This is a genomic window from Opitutaceae bacterium TAV5, assembly GCA_000242935.3.
GTDB lineage: Bacteria > Verrucomicrobiota > Verrucomicrobiia > Opitutales > Opitutaceae > Geminisphaera.
The window spans coordinates 6,178,332-6,195,414 of the sequence record CP007053.1 but is presented as its reverse complement, the minus strand read 5'-3'; the positions used below and the strand labels follow the sequence as shown (position 1 = coordinate 6,195,414).

Below are 17,083 nucleotides of genomic sequence, written 5' to 3'. Positions count from 1 at the left end.
ATAAGATACTTTGGCGAATGCCGTTATGGCTTGGCCAAGGCGTGTACGCATGAACTGTCGAGGGGTGTGATCTCTTCGGCAGTTTCACCTGCATTTTAGAACCGGAAGACTGCGACCATCTCCGTGTCTCCCGCCTTGGCGGGTTGCGAGATCGTGGTTGTCTCGAAAACGAGGGCAGCGGGCAGGGACGCGGTTGCCGGGAGGCAGCAGGACAGAAGAAAGAGGTATCGGGGAATCATCGGTTGGAAATCAGTGAGTCTTGTGTCGGATGTGGTGGAGAAAAATCGCAAGCATTCAGGTTTGATTTTCCGGACCGGCTCCTAGATCGACTTTCGCGGTAGGAATCAATTTTTAGAGGTTCCCGTAAGGTTTGATTCGCTGGATATGTTCCCCTGGTCAGCCTTTTTGTCGTCTACAGCGTTTTCTTTGATTTGGTCTTGATTCGGATAAAATATTATTTTCGTCAAATCATCGGATGTCCCGATAGACCCATCATGACCAGCGCTTCTTATATCAAGTCGAATTCCGCCAGTATCTGTGACTAAATTTATCTTTAGTGGGTTGCCCCATGCATCAACGACATTCCCGTCTTTAGCTAATTCAGGATATTCTTTGCACACAGCCTCAATGAGCAAGGAAGCCTCATCCAAGGCAGGCAATTTACCTGCGATGAAGTAAACAAGTGCCATTGTGTCAAATGTTCGCATTCGATTGATGTAGTAACAGGTTTTTCTATAAGCCCACCAAGAAAGTAGAGTCATTGTTAAAATTACAAGAATGACACAATGTCGTTTTTTCATTCTGTATTTCGAGCTCCTGATGTGTTTGGAAACAAACTGCCTACTAAGGTCATAAAGCCAGTCAAACAGCAGTCACCGACTGCATCCTGCACATCCCCCTGACAATTTCTTCCTGATACAGGCTTCCTTTTCGATAAGCATGAGAGAATATCGCTGTTGGTCGCTTTTTTGCATGGCATGCAACCATCTCCGTTGCCGTATTTTAAATAGCCGTTATCTCTTTTACTTAATTGATAGACTCGAGTGGTTTTTATGTATTCGGTACCGATTCTTCCTGCTCTTCCCCCTCTCCCCACATAGACGACAGAACCATTATATGCGATATCAACATGATCAACTCCGAGAACTTGGAGCATTTTCCCGAACCAATCTTCAATAGTAGTACCCACAACACAGAAACCGGACGAACAATCCGGTGGTGGAGGATTTTTGAACTTATCTGGCAATTCCGGAATCGGATTATACATCGTACCAGGTTCACCAAACATCTGTAATCCCAAGTAATCCAGATGACTAATCAGATCATTTCCCATCATTCCATACAGGTTCCCCCCTCCCTCCTCTTCAATGGGATCCCTGCTGAGCCATCGTCCCAAATTCGGGCTGTAATAGCGATAGCCATAATAGTAAAAACCCGTGAGGCGGTCTTGGTATTTGGTAGAGAAGCCGAACGACAGTTCCTCATTGATGCCGGTGGTTATGACGGATTCACCAAAAGCACCGTATCCGCGCTGGCCGGCGAGGGTGCCGTCGGCCGTGTCAATCCATGCGATAATGTTTCCGTTGGCATCATAGCCGGGCGCGTAGGTTCCCGTGGTTGTGGTGGTCCACAGCAGGCCGCCAACTCCACCCGCGCCCTGCGTCGATCCGCTCAGGTCCGAGCCCCATATGTGGGTGGATAACAGGACGCTCGAGGAGGTCTGGTATTCGGCGAGCAGATTCCATCCATCATAGAGGAGTCGTCTGCTGTTGGCTGTTATCCAGCCGAGAGTTGGAGACTGAAGCTTCTCGATAACGGCGATGCGTCGTCCCTGTGAATCATGGGTGTTTTCTTGCCGGAAGCAGACCAGCCCTGTTTCCGTTACGACATTTTCCCGCATTTCCGCGGAGACCAAACGGTTTTCGCCATCCCAGGCATAGTTCCAGCGGCCGTCCTGCGTCAGGTTGCCGTCGGCATCATACAAAAAGCCTTCAGGTGTAGATGGCATCACGTAGGGATCGGTCTCGATGGGGTTGCTCAGCGCTCGTGTTTCGGTGGCGATCCGTTCGGGCGGACCAGGATCGACCGCCTGGATTTTGATTTCGGCGTTAACTGCAGAGGCAGCGTTATCAAAGGGGGTAGCCCGGAAAAAGTCCTCGCCGGTGCGGGTGGTCAGGCCATCGTTGACGAGCACGGTGACGGCGGTGGAGGCGGAGCCGCGCACGTCGATGGCGCCGGGATAGTCGCGTTGCGTGTAGCGGTTGAGCGCGTCGGAAAGGTAGGCGGCGGTGCGGCCGTTGGTGGTCGTGCTCATGCGGTTGCCGATGTCATCAAAGCTGTACCCGAAATCGTACCCCGGCAAGGCCGTGTTGTCGGACAGGCGCTTTTGCGCCGAGGTCACCTGCCCGAGCATATCATAGCCGTAGGCCCAGCGCCGGGAATCCTCATGGGTGACCTGCGTACGCTGGTTGGCCGCGTTGTACGTGTAGTCGCGGCGGGCGTGCAGGGTGGAACCGTTGCCGAGGGTGTCCACACGGGTGACGCGGCCGAGCACGTCGAAGGTGCGCTCCTGCCGGGCGCGTTCGGTGGAGCCGTTGCTGACGATCACGCCGGACACCGTGCCGAGATTCGGATGGTAACTGTAGCTGGCTGACAGGTTGCCCTGCGTCACAGTGGCCAGACGCGAGGCGGCGTCGTAAGTGTAGCTCACGGGTTGGATCGAAGTTGCCGAAAGGGAGTCCTGCCGTTGCAGGCTGTCGAAGGTGCGGGTGACCGACTTGCCCGAAAGCAGACCGGTGCCGGAATAGACTTCGCCGGTCAGCTGTCCGTTGGCATAGGAGCGGGTGAGCAGGCCGGCGGCGTCGGTGGTGGTGTGCAGGCGCCCGGCGCGGTCATACGTGTGGGCAACCGCCGGCGTGCTGTCGCTGTAGGTGACGGAGGCCAAGTCGCCGGCATCGGTGTAACCGTATGTGGTAACGACGCCGCGCGCCCAGGTGCGCGTGGCGAGTCGGCCAGCGGGGGTGTACGTCCAGGCCGGTCCCTGATTGTCCGCGTAGAGTTTCTGGGTGAGCCAGCCGCGTTGCGGGTCGTAGTTCCACGTGGTGACAGCCTCGCCGGTGGTGCCGGAAAAATCCTTCCAGGTGGTCAGCGTTTTCAGCCGGCCCTGCGCGTCGTAGGTGTATTCTTGCGGATACGTGCGTGCGCCCCACGTGCGCTTTATCTGGCCGGTCGGGTAGTACGTGGTTTCGGTCTCGGCGGCGTCGGGATGGGTGACCTTCGACGGCCAGCCGCGGTTGTTGTACGTGTAGCTGGTGGTCTGGGCACCGTCGCCGGGATCGGGCGTGGTCACGCTGGCAACCCGGCCGTCATCAAGATACGAATACGTGGTTGCGCCGATGCCGGTCACCGTCTGCGAGGCAAGCCGGCCATGCGGGTCGTACGCCCAGGCGATTTCGGAGAGGGTTACGTTGTCGGCATCCTTGCGGGTTTCACCGATCAGGCGGCCCTGGACATACGTGAGGAGGGAGGTGGAGCCATCGGGAGCGGTTGTCGTTTCGGTGCGGTTGCCCGCGCCGTCCTGCGTGACGCTCGTGTGCGTGATCAGGCCGCGAGCGGTGCTCCAGGATTGCAGACTGTCCATCGCCGTCTCGGTGACGGAAAAGATCACCGGATTGTCGCCGGGCTCTTCCCAGACTTCGGTGATCGTCCGTCGGACGGTGGCACTGCCGCGGGTCGCGTAGGTGGTAGCCGTGCGGGTGATCCGGTCGTCGCCCGCGTAGTCGATGACGCCATTGCGATTGATGTCGAGGGCGGTCACCGTCTGCTCGCCGCGGTCGTTGTACGCAAACAGGGTCTGCACGCCGTCGGCGTCGGTCTGCCGGACAAGCTGGCCTTTGGCATTGTAGCCGGAGGTTTCTTCGGCGCTATCCGGATAGCGGACCAGGTGATTGCGGCCGGCATGGTCGCGGTAGCGTTTGACCCACTGCGCGGCGGGTGTACCGGAGGGTTCGTCACCGGTGGGGAAATATTCCTGTTCGTATTCGCCGTCGGTCTCCACGCCGTAGGCGTAGTCACGCCATTGTGCTGCGGCGTCGCCTCGGACCGAGGCGGGCGAGCCGTCAGGGAAGAAAGTGGAGATTTCCTCGTTGGTGTCGGGGTGGACGGTTTTGCGTTCGGTTAGTCCGCCGGAAAGTAGCGTTTCGGTGTACGCGGTCACGCGGCCGAGGGCGTCGGTGGAGGTCAGCAGCCGGCCGGCAGCGTTGTAGGTCTGGGTGGCGAGCAACGTGGTGGAACTGTCGCTCCCTACCCGGCTGGTGGTGAGGGTGCGCCCGGCGGCGTCGTAGGTGTACGCAGTGCCGATGCCGGCGGTGGTTTCGCGGACCACCCGGCCAAGGGCATCGCGTTCGTAGGTGGTCGTGATGCCGTCGCGGCTGACGATCTGGTTGAGGCCGCAGCAGGCGTAGTCGCGTTGTTCCGATGTGCCGTCGAGGAAGGCGGTGTGCGTGGCGCGTCCGAGCGCGTCGCGTTCGAGGACGACGGTGGAGTCGATGAGCAGGTTGTTTTCGTAGACGTTGCGCTCGGTCTCGCGGCCGAGGGCGTCCTCGATCACTTCGGTGCGGCGGGCGGTTGTCGGGTCAATCGTGCCGTTGGGAAGCATCGCGCCTTCCCAGGTCGTCCAGGTGCGGCCTCCGTCGTCGAGTTTTTCCAGTGCCAGAATCAGTCCGGTGCCGTCCGGGTTTTTCTGCCAGAGGGTCTTGTGCTGGCGCTCTCCGAAAATACCCGTCCGGGTGGTCGTCACCAGATTGGTCGGCGCATCCCACGCCGCTCCGGGCACCGTACACACGATGTCGCGCTCTTCGGTCCAGCCGAGTTCGTAGCTGTCTTCGATGTCGTTGGTGGCCGTGAGCGTGAGGTGGTGGCGGCGGGCGGTTTCCTGCCCGAGCAGGTAATCGGTCTCGGTGCGCAGGGCTTCGGGTTTGTCGTCGCCGTCGAGGTCGTCAACGGTCGCGTAGTCCCAGGTCGTTACACGGTTGAGCGCGTCCGCCGAGTTGAACGCGCTGCCCAGAAACTGGCTGACGCGTTTGGCCTTCCGGCCCTGCGCGTCGTAGGTCCAGCTTTCCCAGTTGCCGGTCGAGGTCTGCCGGGTCTTCAACTCGCCCAGCGCCATCCCGTCTGTCGCCGGGTTGTCGTAATACGTGTACGTCGTGGTGACGGCATCGACTCCCGTTCCGCTGGTTTCGCTGATCGTCTTGTTGACCGTCACGATATCGCTCCCGGTTCCGGTCCCGAAGTTAAAGGCGCGGGTCACGGTGACGGTGCGGCTGACGAGGGTTTCGTCCGCGTCGAGCAGGTCGCGGGTCTCCGTCGTGTCCGCTCCGCTGACGGTTTTCGTGAGGCGTTCGATTTTCAGGCCGTTGCCATAAACGGTTTCCCAGTTGCCGTCCGTGTTCTGGCTGTAGGTCGTGGTGATGGCGTTGCCGTCGCGGGTCTCCGTCAGCGACAGCTTGCGGTTTGTCGGGGTCGAACCGGCGGCTTCGGCAAATGTGTAGGTCACTACCGGCGTCCCGGTGGGCGAATAAAGGCCGGTGTCGGTGTCGGCGTTGCCGATTTGGAAAGTGAGGTAAACGCGGATGTCGTAGCTGGTGGGCGAGGTCACCACGACATCCACCAGCCCTTCCGGCACGCGAATCTGCCGCAGGATCTTGTTGCCGTCCGCGTCCTCCTCGCGGACCGCGTTCACCTCGCTCTCCGAGAACGAGGCGAGGAACAGGCGCGACGGCGTAAAGGTGGCTTCGTCTATCGTGTCATTTTTGATCATCAACACACCGGCAGAACGGCCTCCGCTACGGAAACCGAGATTCATCAAAAATTCCACACTGTTGGTGCATAGTGTCGTACTGCCAATCGGGCGTCCTTGGTCCGGTATCAGCCTGATGCTGCTCTCCACAATCTCCGTCACCTTGTTGCGACGCGCCGGAACCTCGAAACTCAGTTTGCCATCCTTAAAGCTCACCGCATCGCTGAGAACAACATGATGCTCTGTTGCCCATGGTCCAAGAATGGACGCCTCTGTCTCGTCCGTCGCACTGAGGAATTCTCCTACGTTGAGCGAGCCGATCACCTGATAGGGGCCTTCACCGCAACCTTCCAGCGTGACGGTGACGCCTCGACCGATAAAGGGTATGGGAGTGGTGGTTTCGGGTGTGGTCAGTCCCATGTTCTGCGTAAAGGCACGATGCAGCACGCCTTCTATGGGGCCTCCGGCGCGGGCTATGGCGGCGGAAATGCTATCCGGATCCGATAAAATCGCGATGGCTTTCCCAACCGTAGAATCAATATACCATGGATCACATGGGCACCCTTCATTTACTTGTTGGGTTAGTGTTTTCCTCGTCTTGATCGTATCAAAATCATAAAACGCACACTCTGAAGGATAAGAAAAGAGTCCTCTTATGCTGATATCACTCTCGTTCCAAGGTTCACCTGAACATTCCAAGGTTTCGAAATGATCTTTACCAAAAGATGAATCATCATACGTCCAATAGCCGCTATACGTATCATGTATAATATAATCACAATTATTACATGCATTCGATCCTGGGGGAGGGCCGCCGACGAAAACATTCGTTACGTATTTTCCATCAAATAGACGATTTTTCCATTTCCAAGTCGGCCCCTTATTCCACGGTGCAGTTGGGTCATTATCAAATTGGCTATTCCCAGTAGGTTTATATCCAGAAATTCCAACCAATGATCCACTCCCTGTAATACTCCTATATGATATTTTCTCCCATGAGCCCATGCCACATTGCGCCAGGGCGCTAGGGCAAAAGAGTGCCGCAGCGAACAAGCCGAGGCTACTGCTGAGCATTACGAAATTAAAACGCCGCAACGAAGCTATTCTTGATAGGCGTTTCACAAGTGAGGGCGTTTTCATGGGCTGTAAACAATCAGATTGAGGGAGGCGGGAGGGACGGACTCGGCAGCGGCGTTCGGATCGGCGCCGGCGAGGAATTCGGCGAGGTTGGACAGGCCATCGTTGTCGGGGTCGGCAGTCGGATCGATGCCGATCTGCCCGAAGTGGGCCAGTTCCCAGTTGTCATCGATGCCGTTGCCGTCGGTGTCGACAAAACCGGGTGGCCCCGATGGCACGGTGAAGCTGAAGACGTGTTTGATCTGCCCGATGTTGGCCAAGGCGTAGTTGTCGGTACCTGACGCGTCCGATGGCCACGGATAGGGCTGACCATCCGCCAGAGGAGGACCGCCATAACCGGCGACGGCCAGCCGGTCGTAAAACAGCTTCGCCACCGCCTTCAACTGGCCAAGGTTGAGCGCGGCGAAGTCGTCATGGGTTACGCCTTCGGCAGGCGGTTGTTGCCAGGAGGTAACGAGGGCGTTGATCGCCTCGCCGGCACCGCCGGGCAGTTTTGCGTTCATCTCTGCCGTCGCCTGCGTCGCAATATGTTTGAGCTGACCTATGTTGGCGGCCGCGTAGTCGTCGGGCGTGGCTGCGGGATCGATCACGCCCTGTTGCGTCCACCAGTCGGGAGCCTGTCCGAAAAGGCTGAAAAACTGAAAGCTGAAGGCTGAAAGCAATCCGGCGGCAAGCAGGGCTGACAGATAATAGCGTTTGCGAGCGGAGGCGGTCATGGGGAAGTTCGTTGAGGGTGGACCGGGGCTGGGGAAACCGGCGGGTTTATTCGTTTTCGTAGCGGAGGCCGGCGTCGAGGGCACGGGGGTCGTTGCCTTGCGTGAAGGTGCCCATCGGGATGTCGCCGCCCGGCGGAATGCGGATGCCAAGCTTTGACTCGATATAACCGGATGACCGGAGTGTGCCGTTTTTGTGGATGACTGCGGCATTACTGTCCCCTGTATTCGAATCCCCATTGCCGACTACAAAAAGATCATCGGTGGGTATCCATGCCGTTTTATTGCCTTGAGGCACATTGCGTCGTCCGATGGCAAACAGATTACTGGCTTGTGACTGGATATGCTCACCGAAGGCAGCTGTATAATTTCCACTAGCAGAGTTTTCCACTCCAATGGCCGCCGACGAGTATCCTGAGACTATAGTGCCCCAACCAGCGGCAACAAAGGAATAGTCACCTGACACATTGTTAGATTCGCCTCCCAAAATAACGGAGCCCAATCCGGAAACTACGCTATCAAATCCGCCCACCGAAACCGAACGCCTGCCCGACGTCGTGCTTCCATATCCACCTGCGATAAAGGAATAATCACCCGATGCGATATTTCCCGCCCCGGCAGCAAAAGAACCTTCACCTGATGCGGTATTCGATCCAGAAAAGGCAATGGCATTATAACCAACTGCGCTGGCATATTCGCCCAAAGCGATTGCTCCGTCTCCCGTGGACACAGCATGTTCACCCAAAGCAATAGTGCTACGTCCTGTGGCTGCGGCACCCAAGCCAAGGCTTACGGCATTCCGCCCGGTAGCGATAGCGTTGTCCCCCACGGCAATAGTAGATGCGCCGGCGGCCACAGCATTGCCCCAAGCGATGCTGGTTGCCATTGGACGAGGGGCTTCGACTGGCGCTTGATCCGCAGGCATGGACACGATAAAATATGTCCCGCTTCCACCAACCGCCATATTCCCAATCATAAAGTTCTGAGAACTGCAACCAGTGGCTGTAAGTGTACCATCAGGCGGGAAGCTCAACCTTAACGAACTAGCCGGAATCACTTTGACCCATTGCCCTGCCCCGGCACTGTTGAGCTTAAGCATATAACTATCATCCTGAGTCTGCGCGATAACGGGAATCCCCGCCAAACTGATTGTCTGGACGACAGAAGAGCTTAATCCTCCTGTGATGTATACATTAGCCAAAGGATCTACGGCGACACTCGGAACCGAATTGTAATAGCTACTATACGACAGACTTTGAGCCCATTGACCAACCCCTGCGTTGTTGAGTTTGAGCACATAACCATTTTCGGGATCTTGGGCGGTGACAGAAACTCCGGCGAGGCTGAGCGTCTGTCCGGCAGCACGATAAAAATACCCTGCAACATAAATATTGCCTGAAGCATCCACCGCTACGCTATGGGCCTGATCATTACCGGTGTGACCGAGCACCTTGGCCCATTGGCCGGTTCCAGCACTATTAAGCTTGAGCACATAGCCATCATTAGTGCCTTGGGCGGTGACAGAAACTCCGGCGAGGCTGAGCGTCTGCCCGGCCACACTATAAAAATACCCCGAAACGTAAACATTACCTGAAGTATCCACCGCCATACTCAGGGGAGCCCCGTCAGCAGACCAGACGTTATACCACAAAACTGCCCCGGATGAAGTGCATTTGACGACAAACTGATGCTCTCCCACGTCAGAATCAGCCCAGATAGTCGCATTGCCAATCGTAAGCGAGGATCCAGAAAAAGCTCCCGCCACATATTGGTTACCCGTAGTATCGTAGACCACTACGAGATCCTTGGCCTTTGGCACTGCTGCACCCTTAACATGCGTAGGTGTCACCGGGTTCTCCTGGTAACCCAGGTTTTGGAGGACGGTGTTGAGATAGGAAGTGCTGCCTTCGGTCAGGGTAGCGGTCGGGTTTTGACCGATGGCGATGCCGTTTGCGAAGGAAACACGGCCATCCTCGCCGACCTGCGCGACAATCTGGCCGGCCGCGTTGTACAGGGCAGTGCTGCGAAGAGAGGCTTGATTCGCAATCAGGGTGCCGTCCGATAGCCGGAAGCCGCCCGGAGCTCTGACCTCTCCGGTGGAAGGCGTCAAGGTGATCGTGGCCGCACCGGCGGCGTCGTGGAGCGTGAGCGTGTTGTCCGCGCCCAGCGTCATCTTGGGCGAGGCCGTTCCGGCATCGGTGGAACCTTCCTTCCAGAGGTATTCGACTGCGTCGCGCGCAGCGTAGACGGTCACCTGCCGGGTCTCTCCGTTTTCCTGATAGGTGAGTGACAGGGCAACCTGCCCGTCCCCGGTTGTGCCGAGGTCGACGTGGTTGCTTTCAACATGGAGCTGTCCGGAAACGGTGAGCGAGCCGGTGTCGTCCGGACCGGGCTCGATGACATGGTCGCCGGTCAGGGAGACGGGGTCGGCATGGGCGACGGTTGTAAACGCGGCGGCAAGGATCGCCAGCGTGGCAAACAGGCGGGTGGTGCGGGATGTATTCATGGCGGGGATACGATTGGCCAAGTCAGGGGAGACGCGGGCGATGGAGGAAAGTTGAAAGGACGGGGGAGGCGGGCAGGTGGCAGACTGGCTTCGGATGAAGCCGGCAAATGAACGCCGCTTCAAATCCAAATGCTCCGCAATTATTGGCGGGGTAATCAGTTGTGCTAATAAAATCCCTCTATCAGAAGTTGTAATGATAAAAGGGGTTCCCGGCGGCGCTCTTGATGCACGCGGCGGACTTTGTGAGTCTTGCCATCCGGGTGCTTTCGCTCCGGTTTCCTGTTTGCCGAATCATGTTTCCCTCCTTCGCCAATCCGCTCGCGTTCTGGGCGCTCCTTGGAGTGCCGGTGGTGGTGGCGATCCATTTTCTGCAGCACAAGGCGCGCGAGGTGCGCACGAGCACGCTGTTTCTCATCGAATCGCTCGCGCCGGAGAGCCGCACGGGGCGGTCGTGGGAACGGTTGCGGGTGTCGCGGGCGTTCTGGTTGCAGATTCTGGCCGTGCTGCTGGCGACGTGGGTGCTGGCGGGGCCGCGGTGGGTGCGGGAAGAGTCGTCGCAGACCGTGGTGGTGGTGATGGACGACGCGGCCGGGATGTCGGCGTTTCGCAATGAGGCAGTGATGGCGGCGCGAGCCAGGATGGGGGAGACCGCCGGCCGGGCGCGGCATACGGATTGGGTTATCATGACGAGCGATCCGCGGCGTCCGCCGCTGTATCGGGGAGCCGACCGGGCGCGGGCGGAAGCGGCGCTGGCAGCGGAGTGGAGGCCGCGGCGCGGGTCGCACGATTACGGAGCGGCGTTGCGGCTCGGGCAGGCGCTGGCGGGGAGCGACGGTGTGTGCTGGTTCGTGACAGATTCACGCGCCAAGGTCCCGCCCGGTCAGGCGGCGGTCGGGGTGGGGCGAGCGCTGGAGAATGTCGGATTTGCCGGGGCGTCGGAGGAAAGCAGGGGGAGGGAGAGTGTAAGGGAGGGAGGGGGAGAGGTGCGGTGGCGGGTGCTGGTGAAAAATCATGCGGCGACGGAGCAGCGGCGGCGGTGGTGGATGGAATCGGAGGCGGGCGCGAAGGGGCCGGCCCAGGAACTTGTGCTGCCGCCGGGCGGGCTGGTGGAAATCGGGGCGGGGTTGCCGGAAGGCGTGGCGCGGGCGGTGCTCGCGCTGGAGGGCGACGCGTTCGCGCTCGATGACCGGCTGCCGCTGGTGCGTCCGCGGGCGAAGGTTTTGCCGGTGAGCGTGGAACTGGAGGGCGAGGCGGGAGAATTTTTCCGGCGCGTGGCGGAGAGCGTGCCGGGTGTGCGGATCGTCCCGACGGCGGCCGGCGGAGGGGATGCAGCGGGAGTGAGGGGGAGCGAGGGAGCGAGGTTGCGGATCGGGCGCGGGATGGTGGCGGAGGATGCGAACGGGCGCGGCAACCTGGCGACAATCGTGCTGGCGCCGCGCGCGGGCGTTGAGGGAGGGGATGTGCGGGTGCAGCGCGCTCCGGTGGTGGCCGAGCGGCATCCGCTGGTGGACGGGCTCAACTGGCAGGGGCTGATCGGACCGGGAGCGTGGCGGCTGGAGCGGAGCGCGGGCGACGAGGTGTTGCTCTGGCAGGCGGACAAGCCGCTGGCGTGGCTGGGGACGAGCGGAGGGGGCGCGGGGCGCGGCGATGCGCGGGGGTGGCGGCTGGTGTTCAATTTCGACTGGGAGGCGGGCAACGCGTCGCGGCTGCCGGCATCGGTGCTGATGCTGCGTCGGTTTGTCGAGGCGGTGCGCGATGCGCAGCCGGGCGGATATGCGGCGAATTTCGATACAGGAGCACGCGTGCCGGTGGCGGAGGCAAGCGTGGCGGAGACAAGTCCGGGAGGCGAGGTGCGGCTGGTGACCGGGGCGCTTGCGGGGGGGAACTCTGACGAGGGAGCGAGCGGGAGAGGGAGTGAGGGGGGGCACGGGTTGTCGGCGGGGGAACTGGCGGTGTTGCGGGCGCCGGGCGAGCCGGGATTTTTCCGCGTGGTGGCGGATCGTGCGGCGGCGGGCGGCGGTGAGGCTTCGGGGTTCGACGGGGTGCTGGTGGAGGGCGCGGCGCAGTTTTCCGATGTGCGGCAGGGGGATTTTTCGCAGGCGGAGACGTTCGACACCGGGTTGCCGGCGGAGTCGGCGGCGGCGCTGGAACGGGCGATGCGGCCCGATCCGCTGGCGAATGTGTGGCTGGCGGTCATGGGCGGGGCGTTGCTGTGGAGCTGGTGGCCGGGCGGCGGAAGGAGGCGGTCGCCAACATGAGAGAGGGCGTGTATCGGGAAATTGGCGACGCGGAGCGTCGTCACCACAGGCAGATTGGCGGAAAAAGCCTGTGGCTACGTAGCGGCATGCTTTTTTTGCCGATACGCATGCCGGAAGCGGGCGGGACGCCCGCGGCACTTTTTTTTAACCGATGATGTTTCACGCTCCGGAATGGTTTTTTGTGGTGCCGGCGCTCGTGGTGCTGGGGTGGCGGTTTCGCGTACTGCGGTTGCATGAACCGGTGCGCGCGCTGGCGTTGCTGGCGCTGGTCGTGGCGCTGGCCGATCCGCGGGCGCGGGTGGGCGGGAATGCGCTGGATGTGTGGGTGCTGGCCGACCGGTCGGATTCGGTCGCGGCAACGGCGGCGGCGCAGGCGGGCGAGGTGGCGTCGATCCTGGAGCGTTCGAAGCGTCCGGAGGATCGGGTGTTTTTTGTGGACTACGCGGTCGACGCGGTGCGGCGCGACCAGGGCGATCCGGTGTTTCGCGGCGGCACGTCGCTGACGCGCACGGGCGTGGCTCTGGAACTGGCTCTGGCGCAAATGGCGGAGGACCGGGCGTCGCGGTTGCTCGTGCTTTCGGACGGCTTTTCGACGGAACCGCTCGGCGACGCGGCGGAAAAGGTGCTGCGACGCGGCGTGGCGCTCGATTACCGGCTGACGGGTGACGGGCAGGCGGAGGATTACCGCGTGGGCGCGGTGGGCGCGCCGGCGCGGGTGCGGCCGGGCGAGGCGTTTCTGGTGGAGTTTGTGATTACGGGGCGCGGTGGCGCGGGTGCGGCGGCGTCCGCGGACGCCGTGCGGGTGCCATGGGAGGTGTCGCGCGACGGGCGGGTGGCGGCGCAGGGCGTGGCGGAGTTGCGCGACGGGGTGGCGCGGGTGCGGCTGACGGACCGGGTGGGCGGCGGGGGCGCGGTGCGTTATGAGGCGGCGATCCGGCCGGCGGCCGACGCGCATCCGGAAAACAACCGCGCCGAGGCGTGGGTGGAGGTGGCGGGCGGAGCGCGGGCGTTGCTGGTCACCAACTACCCGGACGATCCGGTGACGGGGCTTTTGCGGGCGCAGGGATTCGGTGTCGAGATTGTGGATACGCCGTCGGCGTTGTCGGCGGCGTCGCTGACGGGAGCGCGGCTGGTGGTTTTCAACAACGTGCCGGCGCATCGCGTGGCGCCGGAGTTTTTGGGGGCGCTGGATTTTTTTGTGCGCGAGCAGGGCGGGGGGCTCTTCATGGCGGGCGGTGAAAACAGTTTTGGCGCGGGCGGGTATTTTTCCTCGCCCGTCGATCCGCTGCTGCCGGTGTCGATGGAGCTGCGCAAGGAGCACCGGAAACTGGCCACGGCGATGGCGATCGTGATGGACCGTTCGGGCAGCATGGCGGCGAGCGCGGGCGGCGGTTTGTCGAAGATGGACCTGGCCAACACGGGCGCGGCGCGCGCGGTGGAGTTGCTCGGCGAGCAGGACGCGGTGGCGGTGTTTGCGGTGGACTCGACGGCGCACGAAATCGTGCCGCTGACGTCGGTGGGGCCGAATCGCGGAAAAATCATCAACGCGGTGCGGCGGGTCGAAAGCATGGGCGGCGGCATTTATGTTTACGAGGGGCTGGCGGCGGGCTGGAAGCAATTGCAGCGGGCGCAGACGGGGACGCGACATCTGATCCTGTTTTCCGACGCGGCGGATTCGGAGGAACCGGGCGATTACAAAAACCTGCTCGCGGAGATGCGGGCGGGCGGGGCGACGGTGAGCGTGATCGGGCTCGGATCGACGGCGGATTCCGATGCGCGTCTGCTCGAGGACATCGCGCGGCTGGGCGGCGGGCGGATGTTTTTTAACGCCAACCCGGCGGACCTGCCGGCGATTTTCGCGCAGGAAACGGTGTCGGTGGCGCGGTCGGCGTTCATCAAGGAAAAGACGGCGGGCGAGGGCACGCCGGGCTGGGCGGAGATCGCGGCGCGGGCGCCGCCGTGGCCGGCGGCGGTGGATGGCTACAACCTGAGTTATCTGCGCGACGGGGCGACGGCGTCGTACGTGACGACGGACGAATACCGGGCGCCTCTGGTGGCGGCGTGGGCACGGGGCGCGGGGCGGGTGGCGGCGGTGTCGTTCCCGCTCGGCGGCGATCACTCGACGGCGGTGCGCGGGTGGGCCGGTTACGGGGATTTTGTGCAGACACTGGGACGCTGGCTGGCGGGCGAGAATGTGCCTCCGGGGCTGGGCCTGCGGACGAAGGTCGAGGGCGAGCGGCTGTCGGTGGAACTGCTCCACGACGAAACGTGGGCGGCGCGCGTGGCGGCGGACGGGCCGGTGGTATTCGTGAGCGCCGCCGCGGCGGGCGCGGGCGGAGGGATGGAGCAAACGCGGGAGTTATTGTGGGAGAAAATCGAGCCGGGGCGGTTTCGCGTGACGACAGGGCTGCCGCCGGGCGGCCGGGTGCGCGGCGTGGTGCGCGTGGGGAAGGCGACGCTGCCGTTCGGCCCGGTGACGGGCGCAAGCGGAGCGGAATGGAGTTTTTCCAGGGAACGGGTGGAGGAGTTGCGGCAGCTTTCGGTGCGCAGCGGCGGACGCGAGCGGCTGGACCTGGCGACGATCTGGGATTCGCCGCGGGTGGTGTCGGAACGGAGCCTGCGCGGGTGGGCGCTGGCCGGCGCGCTGGCGCTGGTGCTGCTGGATGCGTTGCTGACGCGGGTGGACGTGTCGCTGGTGAGGCGGCGGAAGAGTGTATCGTAGGGGCGCACTTCACGTGCGCCCGTTTGCAGGACGAAGCTTCAATCGCCATTCGCGGGCGCACGTGAAGTGCGCCCCTACGAGGAAGAGGCGGGCCGGGACCGGGTCGTGGCGACGGGGCTGCGCCAGTTTTCGGGCGGGAAAAGCCCGAGGGCGATCAGGGCGAGTTGCGAGAGCATGAACAGGCCGAGGATGATCGCACCCTTTTCCGTAAAACCGTAGCTGTGCAGGCCGACGCCGAGGAGATTGGTGCCGAACCAGCTCCAGCCGGTGATGATGTTGCCGCCGATGGCGAGGTTCATCAGGCCGCGCTGCTTGACGAGTCCGCCCCAGCGGGCGTGGAGGATGACGGCGTTCCAGAGCACGATCATGAGGGCGCCGTTTTCTTTCGGGTCCCATCCCCAGAAACGTCCCCACGACTGGTCGGCCCAGATGCCGCCGAGGATCGTGCCGACCATGCTGAAGAGCGTGGCGAAGCATACGATGCCATAGACCATGCCGGTGAGGTTTTTCGCGAGTTGCGGCGTGAGCAGGCGGGTAAAGAAACCGAGCACGACATAGAGCACGGCGAGCGCGCCGGCGACGAAGGTGGCGGCGTAGCCGACCGTGATGACGATGACGTGCGTCGCCAGCCAGAAATTGGAGTCGAGCACGGCGCGCATCATCTCGAGGGTGTCGCCGCCGAGCGACAGGTAGTGCGCGATGATGTGCGTGGCAAAACCGATGAGGCCGGCGGCGGCGGTGCCGATGGCGGTGCGGTAAAACCATTCGAGGGCGATGCAAAGCAGCACGGAAGCCCAGCCGATGAAGACGGCCGACGAATAGAGATTGGTCACGGGCGGGCGGCCTTCGAGCCACATGCGGATGGCGATGCCCGCAGTCGAGGCGAGGAAGGCGAGCAGCATCAGGTAAAAGGCGCTGCGGCCGAGCGCGCGTGGCCAGCGCAGCCAGGAGACGATGGCGAGGAGGAACACGGCCACGTAGAGCACGGTGGCGGAGTAGAAGGGGGCGGCGGCGTTGAAGCGGGTCTCGATGTCGCTCTTGCGAAGCTCGGTGGCGTAGCGGGGTTCGAGCGCCTGGCGATAGAGCCGGAGGATTTCGTTGAACTGCGCGGGTTGCTGCGCGCGCCAGGCGTGGGCGAGGCCGGCCCAGGTAAGGGCGGCGGGATTAATGGCGCCGGTGTCGAAGGTTTCGAGAAGCGAACCGCCGACTTTTTTCCAGGAGAACTTTGCGACATCGCCGTCGGGCGGCGGGATGGCGAGGAGGATGCCGAAGTTGTCCATGATCTGGAAACGCCGGGTGAGATCGATGACGCGGCGGGCGGCGGCCTCGTCGTGCGGCTGGTTGTTGACCTGGGCGCGGACGGCGGCGACGTCGGTGTGGAGGTTTTGCTGGAGCCCGGTGAGCGCGCCGAGCCAGTCGGCGGCTTCCGGATCGGCCAGGCTGTATTTGATCTGCTGGTACAGGGTGATGTTGCCGTAGAGCTGCACGGCGGCGTGCTGGAAGGGCGTGCGCTGTTTGGCCTCGACATTGGCGGCGAGCTGGAACTGGCGTTCGAGGTCGGGAACGCGGGGCTCGAGCTGGCGGAAGGAGTAGCGTTTGCCGCCGTCGCCGTCTTCGGCGGTGACATGCATGAGGGCGAGGAGTTCGGGATGGGTGATCTCGAAAGTCTTGAGCGGGTCCACGGTCGCGGGGTCGAGCACGAGGCGGGCGAGCCATTCGACGGGCTGGAGCGCGCGGCCTTCGTCGGTGGCGACGCGCTGGCGGCCCTGGAGTTGCAGCAGGGTGGTGCGGGCGACGGTATCGAGCGGCTTGATACGGCCGTTCTTGACGACGGGAAGGCGGCCGAAGGAGCCGAGGTCGAACTCCGTCGGCTGGCGGGGCGCGCGGAGGGTGGAGCCGAGGTAAACGGCGCCCAGGACGAGAAGGAGGATCGGGAGGATGCGGGACATC

The 17,083-nt window shown here is 62.2% G+C and carries 7 protein-coding genes; 2 read left to right on the top strand and 5 right to left on the bottom strand.

Annotation, left to right across the window (positions count from 1 at the left end; all coding sequences use genetic code 11):
- Positions 1 to 95: 95 nt before the first annotated feature.
- The 4 genes from OPIT5_26205 to OPIT5_26190 form a co-directional block, all read right to left on the bottom strand.
- Positions 96 to 239: a hypothetical protein gene (locus OPIT5_26205; protein ID AHF94766.1), complete on the bottom strand. Its 144-nt coding sequence runs from the start codon at positions 237 to 239 to the stop codon at positions 96 to 98.
- Between the two features lie 557 nt (positions 240 to 796).
- The gene (locus OPIT5_26200; protein ID AHF93189.1) at positions 797 to 6,937 is read right to left on the bottom strand and encodes a type IV secretion protein Rhs; all 6,141 of its coding nucleotides are present in this window, start codon (positions 6,935 to 6,937) and stop codon (positions 797 to 799) included.
- Positions 6,934 to 7,650, bottom strand: a complete 717-nt coding sequence (locus tag OPIT5_26195; GenBank protein AHF93188.1) for a sugar-binding protein — start codon at positions 7,648 to 7,650, stop codon at positions 6,934 to 6,936. The genes OPIT5_26200 and OPIT5_26195 overlap by 4 nt, the downstream gene beginning before the upstream one ends.
- 46 nt (positions 7,651 to 7,696) lie before the next feature.
- Positions 7,697 to 10,153, bottom strand: coding sequence for a calcium-binding protein (locus OPIT5_26190; protein AHF93187.1), 2,457 nt, complete (start codon positions 10,151 to 10,153; stop codon positions 7,697 to 7,699).
- A 293-nt stretch (positions 10,154 to 10,446) separates the two neighbouring features.
- Between OPIT5_26190 and OPIT5_26185 the strand changes: the two genes are divergently transcribed.
- Both OPIT5_26185 and OPIT5_26180 read left to right on the top strand, forming a co-directional pair.
- Positions 10,447 to 12,411, top strand: coding sequence for a hypothetical protein (locus OPIT5_26185; GenBank protein AHF94765.1), 1,965 nt, complete (start codon positions 10,447 to 10,449; stop codon positions 12,409 to 12,411).
- 154 nt (positions 12,412 to 12,565) lie between these two features.
- On the top strand, positions 12,566 to 15,133 hold the full coding sequence (locus OPIT5_26180; GenBank protein AHF93186.1) for a hypothetical protein: 2,568 nt from the start codon (positions 12,566 to 12,568) through the stop codon (positions 15,131 to 15,133).
- A gap of 74 nt (positions 15,134 to 15,207) precedes the next feature.
- Here OPIT5_26180 and OPIT5_26175 read toward each other — a convergent pair whose 3' ends face one another.
- Positions 15,208 to 17,082 (bottom strand): cytochrome C biogenesis protein, encoded by a 1,875-nt coding sequence (locus tag OPIT5_26175; protein AHF93185.1) that lies wholly within the window; start codon positions 17,080 to 17,082, stop codon positions 15,208 to 15,210.
- Position 17,083: the final 1 nt, after the last annotated feature.